The organism is Amedibacillus sp. YH-ame10 (assembly GCF_053848885.1).
Genome location: NZ_JBSPFA010000031.1, coordinates 15,155 through 32,927, shown reverse-complemented (window position 1 = coordinate 32,927; position 17,773 = coordinate 15,155). Strand labels below are relative to the sequence as shown.

At 33.2% G+C, this 17,773-nt stretch carries 19 protein-coding genes; 3 read left to right on the top strand and 16 right to left on the bottom strand.

Annotation, left to right across the window (positions count from 1 at the left end; all coding sequences use genetic code 11):
- Positions 1-159 precede the first annotated feature (159 nt).
- The 5 genes from ACWG42_RS12355 to ACWG42_RS12335 form a co-directional block, all read right to left on the bottom strand.
- Entirely contained in the window at positions 160-999 is an 840-nt protein-coding gene (locus tag ACWG42_RS12355; protein WP_455792750.1) for a PRD domain-containing protein, read from the bottom strand.
- Between the two features lie 14 nt (positions 1,000-1,013).
- Complete coding sequence (locus ACWG42_RS12350) at positions 1,014-2,477, bottom strand: glycoside hydrolase family 1 protein (protein WP_455792749.1); 1,464 nt, start codon at positions 2,475-2,477, stop codon at positions 1,014-1,016.
- 1 nt (position 2,478) lies between these two features.
- Positions 2,479-4,305 (bottom strand): beta-glucoside-specific PTS transporter subunit IIABC, encoded by a 1,827-nt coding sequence (locus ACWG42_RS12345; protein ID WP_455792747.1) that lies wholly within the window; start codon positions 4,303-4,305, stop codon positions 2,479-2,481.
- A gap of 298 nt (positions 4,306-4,603) precedes the next feature.
- Positions 4,604-5,221, bottom strand: coding sequence for a manganese efflux pump (locus ACWG42_RS12340; RefSeq protein ID WP_455792745.1), 618 nt, complete (start codon positions 5,219-5,221; stop codon positions 4,604-4,606).
- A gap of 126 nt (positions 5,222-5,347) precedes the next feature.
- Complete coding sequence (locus tag ACWG42_RS12335) at positions 5,348-6,034, bottom strand: AT hook domain-containing protein (RefSeq protein ID WP_455792743.1); 687 nt, start codon at positions 6,032-6,034, stop codon at positions 5,348-5,350.
- Positions 6,035-6,159: 125 nt separating this feature from the next.
- On the opposite strand from ACWG42_RS12335, the gene ACWG42_RS12330 reads away from it, so the two are divergent.
- Complete coding sequence (locus ACWG42_RS12330; RefSeq protein ID WP_455792742.1) at positions 6,160-7,206, top strand: HNH endonuclease; 1,047 nt, start codon at positions 6,160-6,162, stop codon at positions 7,204-7,206.
- Positions 7,207-7,225: 19 nt separating this feature from the next.
- On the opposite strand, the gene ACWG42_RS12325 is transcribed toward ACWG42_RS12330, so the two are convergent.
- From ACWG42_RS12325 to ACWG42_RS12275, 11 genes are all read right to left on the bottom strand, one after another.
- Positions 7,226-7,570 (bottom strand): FtsB family cell division protein, encoded by a 345-nt coding sequence (locus tag ACWG42_RS12325; RefSeq protein ID WP_455792741.1) that lies wholly within the window; start codon positions 7,568-7,570, stop codon positions 7,226-7,228.
- Positions 7,494-7,964 (bottom strand): spore cortex biosynthesis protein YabQ, encoded by a 471-nt coding sequence (gene yabQ, locus ACWG42_RS12320; RefSeq protein ID WP_455792739.1) that lies wholly within the window; start codon positions 7,962-7,964, stop codon positions 7,494-7,496. The genes ACWG42_RS12325 and yabQ overlap by 77 nt, the downstream gene beginning before the upstream one ends.
- The gene (gene yabP / locus ACWG42_RS12315) at positions 7,964-8,266 is read right to left on the bottom strand and encodes a sporulation protein YabP (RefSeq protein ID WP_455792737.1); all 303 of its coding nucleotides are present in this window, start codon (positions 8,264-8,266) and stop codon (positions 7,964-7,966) included. The genes yabQ and yabP overlap by 1 nt, the downstream gene beginning before the upstream one ends.
- Positions 8,267-8,403: 137 nt before the next feature.
- Positions 8,404-9,306 (bottom strand): sensor histidine kinase, encoded by a 903-nt coding sequence (locus tag ACWG42_RS12310; RefSeq protein WP_455792735.1) that lies wholly within the window; start codon positions 9,304-9,306, stop codon positions 8,404-8,406.
- A 19-nt stretch (positions 9,307-9,325) separates the two neighbouring features.
- A complete protein-coding gene (locus ACWG42_RS12305; protein WP_455792734.1) occupies positions 9,326-10,078 on the bottom strand; it encodes a hypothetical protein in 753 nt (250 codons plus the stop codon).
- A complete protein-coding gene (locus ACWG42_RS12300; protein WP_455792732.1) occupies positions 10,068-10,988 on the bottom strand; it encodes an ABC transporter ATP-binding protein in 921 nt (306 codons plus the stop codon). The genes ACWG42_RS12305 and ACWG42_RS12300 overlap by 11 nt, the downstream gene beginning before the upstream one ends.
- An 81-nt stretch (positions 10,989-11,069) precedes the next feature.
- Complete coding sequence (locus tag ACWG42_RS12295) at positions 11,070-11,729, bottom strand: response regulator transcription factor (protein ID WP_455792730.1); 660 nt, start codon at positions 11,727-11,729, stop codon at positions 11,070-11,072.
- A gap of 94 nt (positions 11,730-11,823) precedes the next feature.
- Complete coding sequence (locus tag ACWG42_RS12290; RefSeq protein ID WP_455792729.1) at positions 11,824-12,183, bottom strand: YbaN family protein; 360 nt, start codon at positions 12,181-12,183, stop codon at positions 11,824-11,826.
- Positions 12,180-12,509, bottom strand: coding sequence for a nitrous oxide-stimulated promoter family protein (locus tag ACWG42_RS12285; protein ID WP_455792728.1), 330 nt, complete (start codon positions 12,507-12,509; stop codon positions 12,180-12,182). The genes ACWG42_RS12290 and ACWG42_RS12285 overlap by 4 nt, the downstream gene beginning before the upstream one ends.
- A complete protein-coding gene (locus ACWG42_RS12280) occupies positions 12,493-14,148 on the bottom strand; it encodes an amino acid ABC transporter ATP-binding/permease protein (RefSeq protein WP_455792726.1) in 1,656 nt (551 codons plus the stop codon). Before ACWG42_RS12280 ends, ACWG42_RS12285 begins: the two co-directional genes overlap by 17 nt.
- Positions 14,141-15,880 (bottom strand): ABC transporter ATP-binding protein/permease, encoded by a 1,740-nt coding sequence (locus ACWG42_RS12275; RefSeq protein WP_455792725.1) that lies wholly within the window; start codon positions 15,878-15,880, stop codon positions 14,141-14,143. The genes ACWG42_RS12280 and ACWG42_RS12275 overlap by 8 nt, the downstream gene beginning before the upstream one ends.
- Before the next feature lie 144 nt (positions 15,881-16,024).
- Between ACWG42_RS12275 and ACWG42_RS12270 the strand changes: the two genes are divergently transcribed.
- Positions 16,025-16,855, top strand: coding sequence for an AraC family transcriptional regulator (locus ACWG42_RS12270; RefSeq protein WP_455792723.1), 831 nt, complete (start codon positions 16,025-16,027; stop codon positions 16,853-16,855).
- Entirely contained in the window at positions 16,852-17,742 is an 891-nt protein-coding gene (locus tag ACWG42_RS12265; RefSeq protein ID WP_455792721.1) for a DMT family transporter, read from the top strand. The genes ACWG42_RS12270 and ACWG42_RS12265 overlap by 4 nt, the downstream gene beginning before the upstream one ends.
- The last annotated feature ends 31 nt before the right edge of the window (positions 17,743-17,773 follow it).

Genomic DNA, 17,773 nt, shown 5'->3' with positions numbered 1-17,773 from the left:
GATTTTCTAGAGAATCAAAAGTAAAAACTTGTCGTGTCCTTCTTTGGCTCTTCTTAGAGCCTTTTCGTCATGTTTTTTTCGTTTTCTCTCATTTCCACTTAAATTATGCAAGTTCCTAATAGAAAATATAGAGCAGGTTAGTCAATAACCTGCTCTTTTCTATTCTCTCATCAATCGATTGATATGGATGATTAGAAATGACATTTCTTCATCCGTTATCAACATCTGATATTTATCATATAAGAAGTTTTTAATTTTATTCGCAACCTCTGCTTCTTTATGGTATACATTCTTTTGATTCATATAGAAGTTATGTTCTGTATCTTCTAACATTTTATCCGTAAAGAAACGTTCTACGAAGAAGCGTATATGTGTTACAAAACGCAAATAATGAATACTATCTTTATGAAAGTCTTTATTCAAAGAATAGCGTACAAGACTTACAATATCGCCAATCAATTTTGAATAGCGTGCACTATCGTACTCTGGATTGTTCGTAGCTTGTGCATTTACAAGATGAAAGGCAATATTCACAGCCTCATCTTCTGATAAACTGATCTTTAATCTTTCATTTATATAATTCAAACATTCTAAGGCGACTTGATATTCTTTCGGATAAAAGTTTTGTATTTCCCAACTTAATCGATTTGTAATCACCATATTCTTTTGAAAACGCTCGATTGCAAAGTTCAAGTGGTCCGCCATCAAAAAGTATAAGTTATCATTGAAACTAGTTGATAATTCTTTCTTTGCTAGCTGAATTACTTCACTTGTAACTTCTAACACTTCCTCAGTAATAGAACCTAGCATTTCCGCAATCTGTAAAGACTTTGTATTGCTAACAGGAATGAACTGTTGATATTGTGCATGATCCTCTTTTATTTCTTCACCTTGTTTGCGATTATAACCAATCCCTTTTCCTAAAAGGATAAATTCTTTGTTATTTGCATCTTCCGCTAAGACAACGCTAGAATTTAATACCTTTTTAATTTTAATCATGCACTCACCTCCGTTCATTCAAAATTTAGATGATTATTTTCAATTACGTTCTTATACCAATAGAAGGAATCCTTACGATAACGATCATAACTTCCATTTCCATTATCGTCAATATCTACATAAACAAACCCATAACGTTTTGAAATCTGTTTTGTGGATTCACTAATCAAATCGATACAAGCCCAAGAAGTATATCCCATTAACTCTACACCGTCTTCTACAATTCCATCAAGCATGCTTTTGAAATGTTGGCGATAGTAATCAATACGATATTCATCATGTACCTTTCCATCCATCAATTCATCTTTTGCACCTAAACCATTTTCTACTATGAACAATGGTTTACGATAACGATCATATAGTTCTACCATAGAGATACGAAGTCCAATTGGATCTATTTGCCATCCCCAATCACTGGATTTCAAATATGGATTTTTTAATCCCATAACGGTATTCCCTGCTGTTGTTTCCATACCCGTTTCATCATCTGCCACACAACTAGACATATAGTAACTAAAAGAAACGAAATCAACAGGATACTCTCTCATAATTTTATCATCATTTTCTTCTTTATGAATATGAATGTCATGATTTTTATAATAACTTAATAGATAAGATGGATATTCTCCAAATACTTGTGTATCAGAGTATGCGTAAATATTACGCATTTTTTGTTGTGCCTTCAAAATATCTTCAGGTTTACAAGTCATAGGATAGTAAGATAATTTTGTAATCATACAGCCTACCTTAGAATCAGGAATAATTTCATGACATATTTTCGTAGCTAATGCACTTGCGACAAATTGATGATGCATTGCTTGATAACATACTTCCTCGAAGTTTTTATTTGGGAAACGATCTTCAATCAAACCTCCTGTTGTATAAGGATGACGAATGATACTATCAATTTCATTAAATGTTAACCAGTACTTTACTTTGTTCTTATATCGCTCACAAATAACCTTAACATATCGTTCAAAAAACGATACTACTTCTCTAGAATACCATCCATCATAGTTTAAAACTAAGTTTAATGGTGGTTCATAGTGAGACATGGTTACTAAAGGTTCAATTCCATACTTATGCAGTTCATCAAATACATCATCATAAAACTGCAGTCCTGCTTCATTAGGTTCTTGATCATCACCATTTGGAAAGATTCTACTCCACGCGATTGACATACGGAACACTTTAAATCCCATCTCTGCCATCAAAGCAATATCTTCTTTATAACGGTGATAAAAATCACTCCCATGACGTTTTGGATAGTTTGTAATATCTTCTGGATGTGCCAATGCTTCTTCAATATCACTTGTATGTATTTCATTATGCTTATCGTAGTTTTGTACACTTACATCAAACTTCGCTCTGGCACAATCTGATACACTCCATCCTTTTCCACCTTCATTCCAACCACCTTCAAACTGGTTTGCTGCTGTAGCACCACCCCATAAAAATCCATCTGGAAATTTCTTCATATTAAGCTATTTTCCTTTCTGATTTCATCAAGACACTTTGTTCATTTAAAACTCCAACTTCTCCATGAACTACTTCATAATCTGTTGTATTTGTTACAATCACAGGAGTTGTCACATCATAACCTAGTTTTTTTATTTCTTCTATATCAAATGATAATAATAAATCACCGCGTTTTACATGATCTCCAGAAGTCACATGAGCTTCAAAACATTTTCCATTTAATTCTACTGTATCAATACCTACATGGAATAATAATTCTGTACCATTTGTTGTTTCCATTCCTATCGCATGTTTTGTTTCGAATACCATTTTTATTACACCATCTGCAGGTGCTCTTAGTTCACCAATTTCAGGAATGATGGCTACACCATCACCTAAAGCTTTATTTGAAAACATTTCATCTTTAACTTCACTTAAAGAAATCGCAACTCCCTTTAAAGGACTCATAATTACAGATTCTTCTTGATCATTCATAACACTCGTTTGTTCTGTTGTTTCTTCTTTCCAAAGGATCAATGTACATACAAAGGAAAGAACAAGTGCAATACCAAACCCCGCAATACCATAGATTAAATTCATACTGTTATCTGGGTCGATAAACATTGTAATATTTGCTAAACCAGGTCCAGCAATAACAAAACTCTTTAATGCCATCAAACCTACAAATCCACCAGTGATAAAACTACTAATTACTACACTATATAAGACTTTTTTATTTAGAAGTGTAACACCATATAATGAAGGTTCTGTAATCCCCATAAGAGCAGATATACCAGCAGAAGCTGCTACAGATTTTGTTTGTTTGTCTTTTGCTTTAATTGCTACTGCAAAACAAGCACCTGATTCAGAGATATTGTGTGCCAAAGATGCAGGTAAATACATCATTTCATATCCTAGTTTTCCATATGTAGAAACTGCATATGGAACCATTGCCTTGTGCATTCCTGTCGCAATCATAAATGGAAGGATACCAGATAGAAGAGCAATTCCTAAGAACCCTAATTTATCGTATAAGAATAAAATCGCTGTTGTTAAGTATTCACCAAGTGTATAACCAAGTGGGCCTAACAATAAGAACGCAACTGGAATTGTAATTGCTAATGCAACCATAGGTACAAAGAATACACGAATTGCTTTAGGGGAAACTTTGTTTAAGCCTTTTTCCATAAAACTTAAGAATAATACAACAAGAATTGCAGGAAATACTTGTGAGTTATAGGCTACATTTTTAACGGTAATCCCAAGTATTGTGAAGTTCTCTTGTAATAGTGCTACATTGGCAGGAAGTAGTAACACGCCCACTGCAACAAGCGCAACCAATTTATTCGCATTCATTTTTGATGCAGTTGTTACTGCCACCATTAATGGCAAGAAATAGAATGTCGCATCACTAATAGAAGCTAATATTACATATAATCCGTCTGTTGCAGATACAATTCCAAATGTTGATAATAAAATCAATAAAGATTTTAATACCCCAGCGCCCGCAATTGCAGGAACAAGAGGTTGGAAAATACCAACGACGAATTCAAGTACTAGCATTCCTATTTTCTTCTTTTCTGATGTTGCACTACTTACTCCTTTTGGATTACAAATTTTTATTAATTCATCATACATTTCAATAACTGAATTTCCAATTACAATCTGTACCTGAGCATTCATAATTACACCCATTACTCCAGGTATCTTTTTTAATTCTGCTTCATTTACTTTTTCTTTATCTACCAAACTAAAGCGAAGTCTTGTTGAACAATGTTCCAAGTTGACGATGTTTGCTTCTCCTCCTATACAATTTAGTATTTCAGAAGCACTTTTTTTAAAATCCATAACGATTCTCCTCTCTTACACGTTTCGGTATCACTGATTGGCCAATATCACAAAAAAGGCAGGACATTACAAAATCCAAAATAAGGTATAAACCTTCGTTTGAATATATTGTAAGATCCTGCCTGCATTACCAGTTACATGTCTTTTAACAATTCCTATAATACACAAGTGTAAGCGCTTTGTCAACACACAAAATAAAATAAATTTTCTTACAAACAAAAACCAAGTCGATATCGTATAACATCATATTACAACATATCCTATACTTCGTTTAGCTTATAAGCATTCACCTTATCCCTTATAAAATCCTGCTAAAACCTAGGAAAATAAACAAAATCCCACTCACCCAAGAGAAGTCATAATCTGCTTTAGAAATAAAATGCTCTCCACATAAAGAACCTCCAAGTACCGCTAAAACTCCTACACAAAAACTTATGATTAAAACTGGTATTGGATTATGAATACTAACCCCTAAGGCAAACCCACTTCCTAAGGAATCAATGGATAAAGCGATTGCTAAATAGATAGCCTCTTTCAAAGATAAGTATTTACTATGATCGACATCGGCCTTTGTTTCATCCAAATAAACATCAATTACAAAAGAAATTCCACTATATGCAAATGTGAGTTGTTTTTGTTTTGATTTCCTTAAAAATCGTTTGATTGTTCCTTGAAATATAGAACCCATTCCAACTATAAAAAAAATCGTAAAAGATATCCATTTACACACATCTTTTGGAATAAACAATTGAATAAATGTTGCTGTATATAAAGAAATTCCTAAAAATAATACACCGATACTCGCAATTAAAATAGCGGAACGTAAAGGAATACGTATGTTTTCTGTACCATAGGCTAATGATGCTAAAAAGCTATCAATACTTAAAGCAATTACCAACAACAAAGACTGAAACATTCTACCAACTCCCCTTTATCAGTGTATTCGCACATACTCGAAAGGTTCATTGTCTAGTTGAAATCCTTTTTCGATAAAAAAAGAATAACACCTATTTCTACATTGGTATCATCCTTTTTCATCTTTTTATAATTCTACAATATTACCCTTTTTATCAGCTAATATTACACTCATATTCAAACTGCTTTTCACAGCTTCTGGAATCTCATTCCATTGTCTACGATAGGCTAAAGAATCATTGAACGCAAGACTATAGTGTGTCTTTGTGTCATCGATATGTTTGATGACTTCACTTAACTTCACTGGTAGTGTTTGCTTTCTTCCTCTTCTTATTCCTTGTACATTGATTACCCATCTTTGATTTTCATTATGAGCATCAATGACTTCTTTATTTTCAATATATTCCCAACCATGTTCTGCCAACCAAGATTTGATAAGATTTGATAAATCTTCTGTATTGCGCTTCATCTTAGCTCTTCTTGCGGCTAATTTTTCTTCTTCACTCTTTGCAGGTCTACCTCTTTTTTTATTTGGGAACATTCTTTCTCTGCCTTCCATTTGCTCTATGTAAAAACGAACAGTTAAATGGGAACCAAACCCTGTATTCCCTTTAGGTTTACGTAATATTTCATCTCCATCCAACATCAATTTGTAAATTGCTTGGCAACATGTTGGCATCGTTGCATGATTTGGAGATACACTGGCATGTAACTCCTTTGAGTTTACCTCAACAAATGCTTTACCATCTTTCTTTGCATCTTTTTTTAACGTCTCAATTACTTGTAAGTAATCTTTAATTCCTGGTCCTTTCATTTTACACTCTCCTTTTATTGCCTACATTGTAAATGTTTTGTTTTGTCGAATGCACGCAGAATTTGACTGATTCAATAAAAAATCAAAAATTCGTGTATAATAAAAGTATAGAAAGTGGTGAAGGCATGAGAAAGTTACAATTCAAGAAAATTCTTTCCATATTAGATGCGATTGAAATACAGGGAATCGCCTATAAGGATGCGGCTGTTAAAGTATATGATGCACTAGCAAATGAGTACTTCTCTATGAAGATGGAGGAGATAAAACAAATATTAGATTTTCTCAAACAGAAAAAACTACTTAAAGATTCTAGTAATGGAATTGATTTATCCCCAGCCGCGACTGTATATGCTAAGAGTAATCAAAATTCTGGATTAGAGGCATTGTCGATCTTTGAATCCTTTATTCATGATGAACAAATTTTCTCATTTTATCAAATGCAAGCAAAAGAGAATAAGTTCATAAATCGAGATGAAGTTCTTCGTTATATTGATCATGAAAGCTTTCAATTTATGACACAGACTTCCCTTTTTGAATATGAACAAGATCAAATTCGCTTCCATCCAAAACTAATGAGAGGCATACAAGATATAGTAGAAGAGTACCGTAATGAAGAACCACCACTTGTCTCTGTAACACTTACCGCACTTTACACATCGACTATCGTAGCACATGAAGATTTACGTATTGATTATAAAAACACAAATGCAAAGATGATTGATTATGAGGCAAAGCATGTTATCTTAAGTATTATTCCTAGAAAGGGTATTCCTCATGATCGTGATGAAACAAAAGCACTACAATCTTTCTATAAAGATACCCTTTTCCATGAGTTTGATCATGCATGTCCTATATGCAATATATCCATTGCTCATATGTTAATCGCTTCGCATATAAAACCTTTTAGAGATTGTGCTCACATCTTTGAAGCTATCGACCATAACAATGGTTTATTGTTATGTCGTAATCATGATTACTTATTTGACCAAGGCTATATTTCTTTTGATGATCGTGGGTACATTATCATCAGTGAAGAACTACTTAATATGAACAATCTAGAAACATCCTTTGTCATACATAAGAATTATCGATTGAACGAAATCTATCTTACAAAGAATAGGCGTTTATTCTTACAATACCACAGAGAACACATCCTAAAGAAGAGCATGTAAAAAGCAGCCAAATGGCTGCTTATTCTTCACCGTCTTTATCATTTTTTGATGGTAAAATAAATACTTGTTCACCTGGTTTACTAACTAAATATCTACCTCTAACAAATCGTTTTACATAATCCGGATTTTCTAGATTCGCTTTTTCTTTTGTCAAAGAAGCCTTTTGGCTTTCTAATTCGTCTACCATTTCTTGTGATGCAGAAATTTCTTTTCTTAACTTGATAGTCATTAATACATCTTGTGCTGCTGTATAAATTAGGAAGCAAGCAATAAATATTACAAATACACTAAACGCTGTTTTCAATGGACGTTTCTTGCGTCTTTTTTTTGTGGTCGTGCGTTTCAAGTTTTCGTTTTCTGACATTTGCTCTCCTCCTTTGCATTTTCTTCTTTGGTACTCTTATTATAGCAAGTATTTTCTGTTTTACAACCCTGAGTTTCTTAAGAAATGGACGCAAAATTTTTTTCATACTTGAGAATAAGCCCATAAAGACATGCAAATAGAAAGCATAATATATAAGTACTCCAATCATAAAGATAACGACTAAATAAAGATTAGTGATACCACCGTTGATGTTATATAAGCCATAAAACATAAGGAATGTGAAAAGAACATGATAAAGGATTTCTAAAAATCCTTTGATGAGTGGAAAGCGCAGATACTTAATGAACGTAACAAGAAAACTAAATCCCAATCCATACATCCATCCCATCATAAAGTGGTATAAGATAGATTGTATCTGTACTGGCAACAACATTATTTAAAGATTTTAGACATCATGGATTCCTTTCCATTCCCCTTTTTATTTGATACATAAGACAAGGCTTCAATAACGCCATTGATGACAACATCTCCTCGATCAGTATCCAACTTACCAAGTTTTAAGTCTTTCCCTTGAATCAACATCCATCCTTGTGCTGTCTCTAATAAAAATTCATTCGCATCAAAACTATCGATTTGTTTTACACCTGTTAATTCCATCACCTTACGATCTTTTATTACTACATTATGGTACGGATTCGTTTCGAATCGAAGTGGATTCACTGTATTTTCTTCCATATAAATACCTCCTTTTTTACACTATACTTTATGATTCGACAAGACTCATTAGAACGTATTTCCATGCAATTGTACTAGATAAAGAATCCTTTTCATAAGTGAGCGAAAAAAAGAGAAAACTTTGAAATCCTCTCTTTCTACTCATGGTGTATGGGAAGATGAATGGTAATGCTCAATACATCCTCTTTATAGGATGCTTCACAACTTCCATTCATTCGTTGTGTCAGTTCAGATACAATGGCTAACCCCAAGCCACTTCCCTTCTGTGTTCGTGCTTGGTTGCCTTTATAAAAGCGGTCAAACATGTGTTGCGTATCTATCTCTTCTCCACGTATACATGTATTATTAAAAACAAGTTCTATTTCATCTTCTTTTCTTTTAAGCTCTATTCGATAAGGAGCCTTCCCATAACGAATCGTGTTAATAATTAAATTCATACAAATTCTTTGTAAAGATTCCTCATGTACAAGTGTACAAATACTTTCATCTTCACAAATAACTTCTGGTTCTAATTCATTCGCCTTCAATAGGTCGATATAATTCAATAATGATTTACAAAGAATAGGATAGATTGCTTTTTCTTCCATAATCAAATCTTCATGCATATTTATCAATTTGGTATACACGAAGAATTCATCTAGCATAGTTTCTAAATCATGTAGGCGATTGGTAACAATTTGATAGTATCGTTCTCTTTCTGTAACGTCATTGCTAGTTTGCATCATTTCTACATAGCCTTGAATAGATGTTAAAGGTGTCCTAATATCATGTGATATATTCGCAATCATCTCTTCACTCTTACGTTCACTATCTAAAAAACCACACTTATTCTTTTGATTTTCTTCACGTATGATATTTACTTCTTCAATAATCTCTTTCATATAACGATCAGAAGAGGTGGTAAAGAAATGAAACGAACTTTTTTCATCTCTTGTATAGCGTAATTGTTTTGCGACTTCTTTTACTTCCTTACGAAGTTGTAAATATAGAAATAGGGAGATAAATAATAGCACGGTTAAAATTAACACAAGATATGCCATAGATTTACCTCCTTCCTTTTTAAATGTCTTGTTTTTTAAGTATTAAATAACTGATTCCATTATACAACAATGTATTCCCAATCAACACAAGAATTGCGTCTCGATAGGCTTCTATTTGGAAAGTATAAGGTAATTTTGAGGATAATACATACATGGTCCATTCCATAGCACTCATATCGTGGAACATAAAATTTAACAGCATACAAGCAGTCATATAGAACATCATTCCATATCCAATGGAATATAAGATTACAAGCACTTTACTCTTTGTGATATTTGACAACAACATCGAGAATGAGGATGCCGCAGCCATTGTCAACACTTGCACTATCGCAAATGGAAGATAATCTAAGAGATTGAAACTACCCATAGAAATAGGAATAATTATCTGTAATAAACAAGTTCCTACAAGGATCGCTATTAGAAATATCGTACATATGATGACACAATAGAAATAACGAGCTATCGCTAATGTAGATTTATGAGATTGTAATGGATACGTATTTTTTACATACCCACAGTTATACTCATCGGTAGAGAAAATTCCTACAAAAATCAATACTAGTAAAGAATACATCATTGATTTGGGTGTGTAATATAGAAACTGTACAAAGGTATCTTTTCCTCTATGAAAAGTTGCAAATGGAGTATTGCTTTGTAAACCAAATTCACCTAATATCATCATAAACGCAGCTACCGCTAAAATCAACGTTACATAGAATGCTTTCATATGAAAGGTTCTATACAAATCACTCTTTAAATTATTCCACATGAGATTCACCTCCTGTAATACTTAGGAAGTAAGCTTCTAAATTTTGCTTATGCATCATAATTTCTGACACACGAACTCCATGTTTTACTAATATTTCATTTACTTCACTTGTATCTACTTGTTCATATATATGGATACAATTTTGATCGATTGTTTTGAATTCTTTAATGTGGCATGTTTCTTCTAAGACAACAGCTGCCTTTTTCACATCATGAACTTGTAGTAAACAATAATCTTTACAGCTTTGATCCAATTCTTCACGACTCATTTGTTGAATCAAGACACCGTCTTTTATGATGCCATAAGATGTCGCAATTTTACTAAGTTCTTCTAAAATGTGAGAACTTAATAGTATTGTTACATTGCGTTCTTGATTGACGCGTAAGATTGCATTACGAATATCTGTAATCCCTTGTGGATCTAATCCATTCACTGGTTCATCAAGTATCAAGAGCTCTGGGTCTCCAATCATAGATAACGCAAGTCCTAAACGTTGTTTCATTCCTAATGAATAAGATTTAACTTTCTTTTTTAACTTTGCGTCCAATCCACAAATTTGCATCAATGCACTTAATTCTTCTTCATTGTCGCATCCCATTGCTAATGCCTTGATATGCATGTTTTGAATTCCTGTCATATTTCCATATAAACCAGGTTGTTCAATTAAGGTTCCGATTCTTCGATAAATATATGGATCCTCTATAGGATCTTTTCCAAATAATTTAAAGGTTCCCTCACTTGGATGAATCAAACCAGCTAATAATTTCATCATTGTAGACTTACCTGCACCATTTTGTCCAATAAGTCCGAATATTTCCCCCTTCGCAATATTTAAGTTTAAAGAATCCAAAGCTCTTTGTTTCTTATAAACTTTACTAAGTTGGTTACATTCAATAATATTTTCTACCATACTCTCATTCCTTTCTTACAACCATAGTTTACCTCTTAAGCTTTTAGAAACAGCAAAGAAAAGGTAAAGAAAGTTTAAAGATTATGATTTTAACTTAAATCCGATACCCCATATTGTTTCGATGATATCTTCTTTGCATTTGTTGCGTATATTACTAATATGCACGTGAATGGTTTTATCATCTGCCGCATAAAAATCCTCCCATGCATATTCATAGATTTCTTTTTTTGTAAATCCTTGATGTGGATGGGACATTAATAATTCCATTATTCGATATTCATGTTTTGTAAGAATAATATCTGTATCGTTTACTTTAAGTGTTCTTTGATCGTTCATCAACTTGATGTGCTTATAGGTAAGTTCATTGGAAGGACGTGTGGTTGTTTTTCGTAATTGTACTTGTATACGAGCATATAGTTCTTCTAATGCAAAGGGTTTGCACACATAGTCATCCGCACCTTTGTTTAATAGTTCTACTTTATCACTTAAATTGCTTTTCGCAGAAACAATAATAACAGGTAAGTTGGAATACTGCTCTTTTATCTTAACAATTAAATCTTCTCCATTCATTCCTGGTAACATTAAATCTAAAATAACTACATCTGGTGTATGTAGTTGTAATTGTAATAAAGCTTCTGTACCAGAAAAAGCACTCAAACATTCTTCTCTTTGTTTTTCTAAATATTCTTTCATCATTTGATGAATACTCATATCATCTTCTACAAGTAAAATTAAAGCCATACTATCCCCTCATTTCATGTACTATAGTATCACAATTTATTTGAAATAAAAATGGTACTTTCCTACAGCATAGAAAAAGGAGCTATCATCGCTCCTAGGATATTGTCTTAATTCTAAATATAAAATAGTAATATTTAAAAACCATAAGTACAAATAGAAATATTCTTAAATGTATAGAATCCATAAAATACATGGCTAATAAAATCATCGTGCTAGCAAATGACAATAATCGTACTTTTGTTTTCTTTGTCATTTCTCGATGATTCACAAAAGACTCTAAATGGTTTCGATATAATGAAGTATGGATAAACCATTGATGGAATCTTTCTGAGCTTTTCGCAAAACAATACGCGGATACGAGAAGAAAAGGTGTAGTAGGTAATACGGGTAGAATGACTCCAATCATTCCTAATAACATAAAGACACACGCGATTATAAAATATAAAAGTCTCATTTTCTCTCCTTTCTTTCATAGTAGACATGGCGTAATGCCATGATTGGTTTATGAAATAACATTCTTGGACCTGAGAAACGCATTACATTACGTATTTGTATACGCCTTTCCTTTTGATAACAGTGTACACTACAATTGGAACAAAATGTTTTACTTTCCATAAAAGGACAATAATCGATGCGTTGTTTGGCATATTCTAGTAAAGTATTGCATTCTTCACAGAGGGTTTTTTGTTTATGCTTTTTATGACAATAGTAGGCAATCATATACTCAATGGTTTCTTTTTCTTGTGCACGCTTCTGTTGTACTTTAACAGTCACGTCCATTCTCCAAAGATAAAATTCTGTTTGCGATTTTTAAAGTACCTGGTCGATGAGATACTAATACAATGGTTTTATCTTTTTGTTGTTGAAGACTTCTTAAAATCATAGCCTCATTTAATGCATCTAAGTTACTTGTTGGTTCATCAAGTAAGATACAGTTTGCGTTGTGTAAGAACGCACGAGCCAATGCAATTCTTTGTTTTTCTCCTCCGGATAAGGAATCTCCTAATTCCGATACTGGAGTAGCGTAGTCTTTGGGTAAAGACATAATGAAATCATGGATATTTGCTTGTTTACATGCCTTTTCAACATCGATTATTGAAGCCTGTAAGTTTGCGATATGTACGTTATTGAATATGGTATCTTGAAATAACACGGTATCTTGTGTTACATAACTTTGCATATCACGTAGGTTGGTTGTGTTTATTTGTTGGAGGGATTTATCTCCAATTTTAATCGTACCTTCATCGTTGTGGAAGAAACGCATCATTAATTTCAAAAGAGTACTTTTCCCACTACCACTCTTTCCTAATATCCCTGTGATTTCACCTTTTTTAAATTCATAGTTGATATCTTGTAGAATCTTTTCATCTTCATATGCAAAGTGGACACCATCCACACAAAGGTCTTCAAAAACTGTTTCTTCTTTCCCCTGAATATCTTCTACGCTTTCTTTTTCACTTAATAGTCCCAATACTCTTCTAGCACTTGCCATAGTAAGTAGTAAGTGATTTGATAAAGAAGATAGAGCTAATACTGGACCAAAACTTGATAACATCAATACCGTAGACATACATACGGTTGTAAAGGATACACTTCCTTGGATGTACAGTATACTTCCGCTCACAAACATAACAAGAGAGAATATCATTACCGCAAAGGTTCCTAGTGAAGAACTTGTTCCCTCGTGTTCCTTTAGCTTTTTCTGGTGTTCATTGACACGCGCACTTTTTTGTTGCATTTGGGATAGGCGTATATCTCCGTTTTTGTATTGTAAAATATCTTGTAGATTACGAAGAGATTCTAATGTATAACTGCTCATATCTCCAAAGGATTCTTTTGCTATTTTTCCATCTTCTTTTCCTATTCTAGTTATTACATAAGGAATACAGACCCCTGTAAATATATAAGCGACAAGAGCAATGATAAGAAATATTGGATGCATACTATAGAATTGAAATAATAGAATGATGGAGGTTATAATCGCAATCAATATTGGAGAGATGGTATGTGCATAAAATACTTCTAATGCCTCAATATCACTTGTGATAAGATAGATTAAATCTCCTGCATCTCTTCCTTCTAATTTTGCTGGAGCTAAACGTCTTAGTGTTTTAAATACTTTATCTCGTATAAGGGCTAATAATTTAAAGGCGATATAATGATTACATGCCTGTTCTCCATAGTGTAGAACTCCTCTTAAAACAGCAAGTACTACCAACATCACAAAGAATACTTGGATGGGAAAATTATTCGCACGAATGGCAATATGACTAATTAACAAGGCACAAAAATATGGTATAAATATAGCGCATAGAAACCCAACGACGCCTAGTACCACTGCCACAAACATAGGAAAGACAAGTGGTTTTACAAGGTAAGACATCTTCAACATAATCCTTAGATTACTATCTTTACGCATATGCAACATCTCCTTCCATTTGTTCTAATTGCGATTGTGTTGTATACATTTCATAATATTTATGATGATGTTTCATCAACTCTATATGAGTACCATGTTCTACACAATGTCCTTGATCAAGTACATAGATTTGATCACTTTGTTCGATATTATGTAAACGATGGGTAATCATAAGAATCGTTTTGGATTTAGCTAGTTGTAGTATAACTTGTAAGATTGCTTCTTCACTCTCTACATCAATGTTACTAGTGGCTTCATCAAAAATATAAATTTCACGATCTGCCAAAAGTGCACGTGCTATAGATAAGCGTTGTTTTTGTCCTCCAGAAAGATTAGAACCATTCTCTAATAGTTGCATATGTAATCCACCTTGTTCAATAATAAATTCCTTTAAACAGGTTTTCTTAAGAACTTCCCAACATTCTTCATCGCTTGCATTTTCTTTTGCGATACACAAGTTCTCTTTTACACTTCCTTTAAAAATCATTGGTTTGTGTGTTACATATAGCACTCGATCATAAAAGCTTTTATCATTCATATGTTTACGTTCGATACCCTGCATGGTGATAGAGCCTTCATAGGTACTAGTAAAACCAGTTAATATCTTCGCAATGGTACTCTTACCTGAGCCACTTTCTCCAACAATTCCTATAAACTGTTTTGGTTGCACGTTCAGTGTAATATCATGTAAAATTTGGCGTTTTGAATCATAAGAGAAGTTTAAGTTTTGAAAAGATATATCAATTTCTTGTTCGTTAAACCATTCTTTACCTTCTTCTTCAATTGGCATATCTAAAATTTTAAATATTTTAGAGCTTGCCGCAATACCGTTCATTGCGATATGGAAGAAGGAACCTAAAAGTCGCAACGGGATAAAGAATTCTGAAGATAACAAAATAATACAAAGTACAGCAAATAAACTTACTCTGCCATTGGTAAAACCAAGGATTGCAACAATGCTTCCAATCGCTGCACCTCCATATGCAATGAGGTCCATAACACTAACAGAATTGAGTTGCATCGTTAAGACTTTCATTGTTATCTTGCGGAAATTTTCTGCTTCTTCATTCATTTTCACATTTTTATATTCGTCTGCTTGATAAATTTTTAATGTGGTCAAACCTTGTAAATTCTCCAAAAAACTATTTCCAAGAGTTGTATAACTTTTCCAGTACTTCGATAATAGTTTTTTCGCAAATTTTTGAACAGCGATAATAGAAAGAGGAATAAGTGGAACACATATTAATAATACAAGAGAGCTTTGTACATCCATCCATACCAAAACTAAAAACAAAGTAATTGGTGCTAGCATACTATAGAAAAATTGAGGAAGATATCGCCCAAAATAAGTTTCTAGTTGATCAACACCTTCTACATTTAACTGCACAAGTTCACTTGTTGAAATATAGTCTTGATAAGCATTTTTCATAGAAAGTAATTTTTCATATAAACGTTTACGAAGATGATCTTTTACTTGCGATGAGGCAAGATGTGCATAGTCACTTGCTTTCTTCGTACAATACATGCGAATCGTTAACAATACGATAGATCCACCTACCACAAACCATAATTGTTGAATCTGTATTGCATTATCAAATAGACAAACAAGTACCCATGCAATAAGCATGACAAATCCAATGTTACACAATAGGGAAATCCATTGCATAGCAACCTGTCTTACTACGTATTTTTTTGCTTCTGGCATTTCTTTTAGTAATCTTTTATCAATCATAATAACTCCTTAGTTAGTTTAGTCTAACTTAACACACGAGAAGTTTACCATAGTTAACTTATTGCGTCAAGCATATTCCTGACGATTTTATACAAGTCTTTTGAGTACTTTTGTAGTAAAATAATACTCAAAAGGAGTGCCTATATGAAAACTGAAAGTCGTGAATTTTATTATGATGAGGATTTGCAATTAGAAGCCTATCAATTTAAAGGTATCATGCAACCTTTTCCGAACCATTTCCATGAATACTATGTGATTGGTTTTATCGAGCATGGACAACGTCGTCTCCTTTGTAAAAACGTAGAATATCATCTGGTGGCACAGGATATTATTATCTTCAATCCAGGAGAAAATCATGACTGCGCACCTTTGGATAATGAATTACTAGATTATCGAGCGTTGAATATACCAAAAGAAACCATGCGTTCTATCGCAAAAGATATCAGTGGCGTAGATCGTCTTCCTCAATTCCATAAAAATGTACTGAAAGATGAAGAAATCGCTACGTACCTACATAATGTACATCGCATGATTGTAGAAAACAGCAAAGAATTTGAAAAAGAAGAAACCTTGTTGTTCCTAATTACAGAATTACTTGATAAGAACAGCTCCCCTTATACCTATCATGAAGAAAATCATAGTCAAGAACTCGCAGTTGTATGTGACTATATGCAACTTCATTATCGTGAACAGATTCGCTTAAAACAACTATGTGATCTTAGTTCTATGAGTTCTTCTACCTTATTACGTGCATTTACAAAAGAAAAAGGGATTACACCCTATCGATATTTAGAAGTTATCCGTGTAAATAAGGCAAAAGAGCTTTTAGAAAAGGGTGCTAGTGTCTTAGAGGCATCTAGTGCATCTGGCTTTTTTGATCAAAGTCATTTTACAAATTTCTTTCGTACATTTCTTGGTATATCTCCTGGAGCCTATCGTAACATCTTCCACCAAGACAAGGAGAACAATTTATGAAACAATCAACAACAGGTCATATTGCGGCCTTTTTCACCATTGTGCTATGGGGTACAACCTTTATTTCAACAAAAGTATTACTAAGCGATTTCACTCCTGTTGAAATCTTGTTTATTCGTTTTGTCATTGGGTTTATTGCCCTATGGATTGCTTATCCACGCCTTCTACATGTCAAAGATAAGAAGCAAGAACTTTTATTTTTCTTAGCAGGACTTTGTGGTATTTGTTTATATTTTTTAATGGAAAACATTGCCCTTACCTATACTCTCGCATCGAATATTGGAGTCATTATTTCCATCGCACCATTCTTCACCGCAATTCTATCTAGAATCTTTTTTCCTACGGATAAATCCTTACATGCTAATTTCTTTATAGGGTTTCTTTGTGCCATGGCTGGTATTTGTATTATTAGTTTCAATGGTTCCAGTTTGCATTTTGATATAACGGGTGATTTACTTGCATTGGGTGCTTCCTTTGTATGGGCATGTTACTCCTTACTCACAAAGAAATTAAGCACGTATGAATATGCTACCATACCAATGACTAGAAGAATCTTTACGTATGGACTTATCTGTATTATTCCTGCATTGTTCTTCTTGGATTTTTCACCAAATATAGATGCCTTTTTTAATATCACGAATACTTTTAATTTTATCTATCTTGGATTAGGTGCCTCTGCGACATGCTTTGTCACTTGGAATTTCGCTGTGAGAACATTAGGCGCTTTAAAAACTAGCATTTATATCTATTTAGTACCAGTGGTTACCATTGTTACATCATTTCTAATTTTAAGAGAGAATGTGACCTATATCACTTGGATAGGAGCATCATTAACCATTTTTGGTTTAATTATATCTGAAAGTAACTTCTTAAAAAAATATAAATAATTTCTATGTTTTTCCATTTTTAGAATATTGT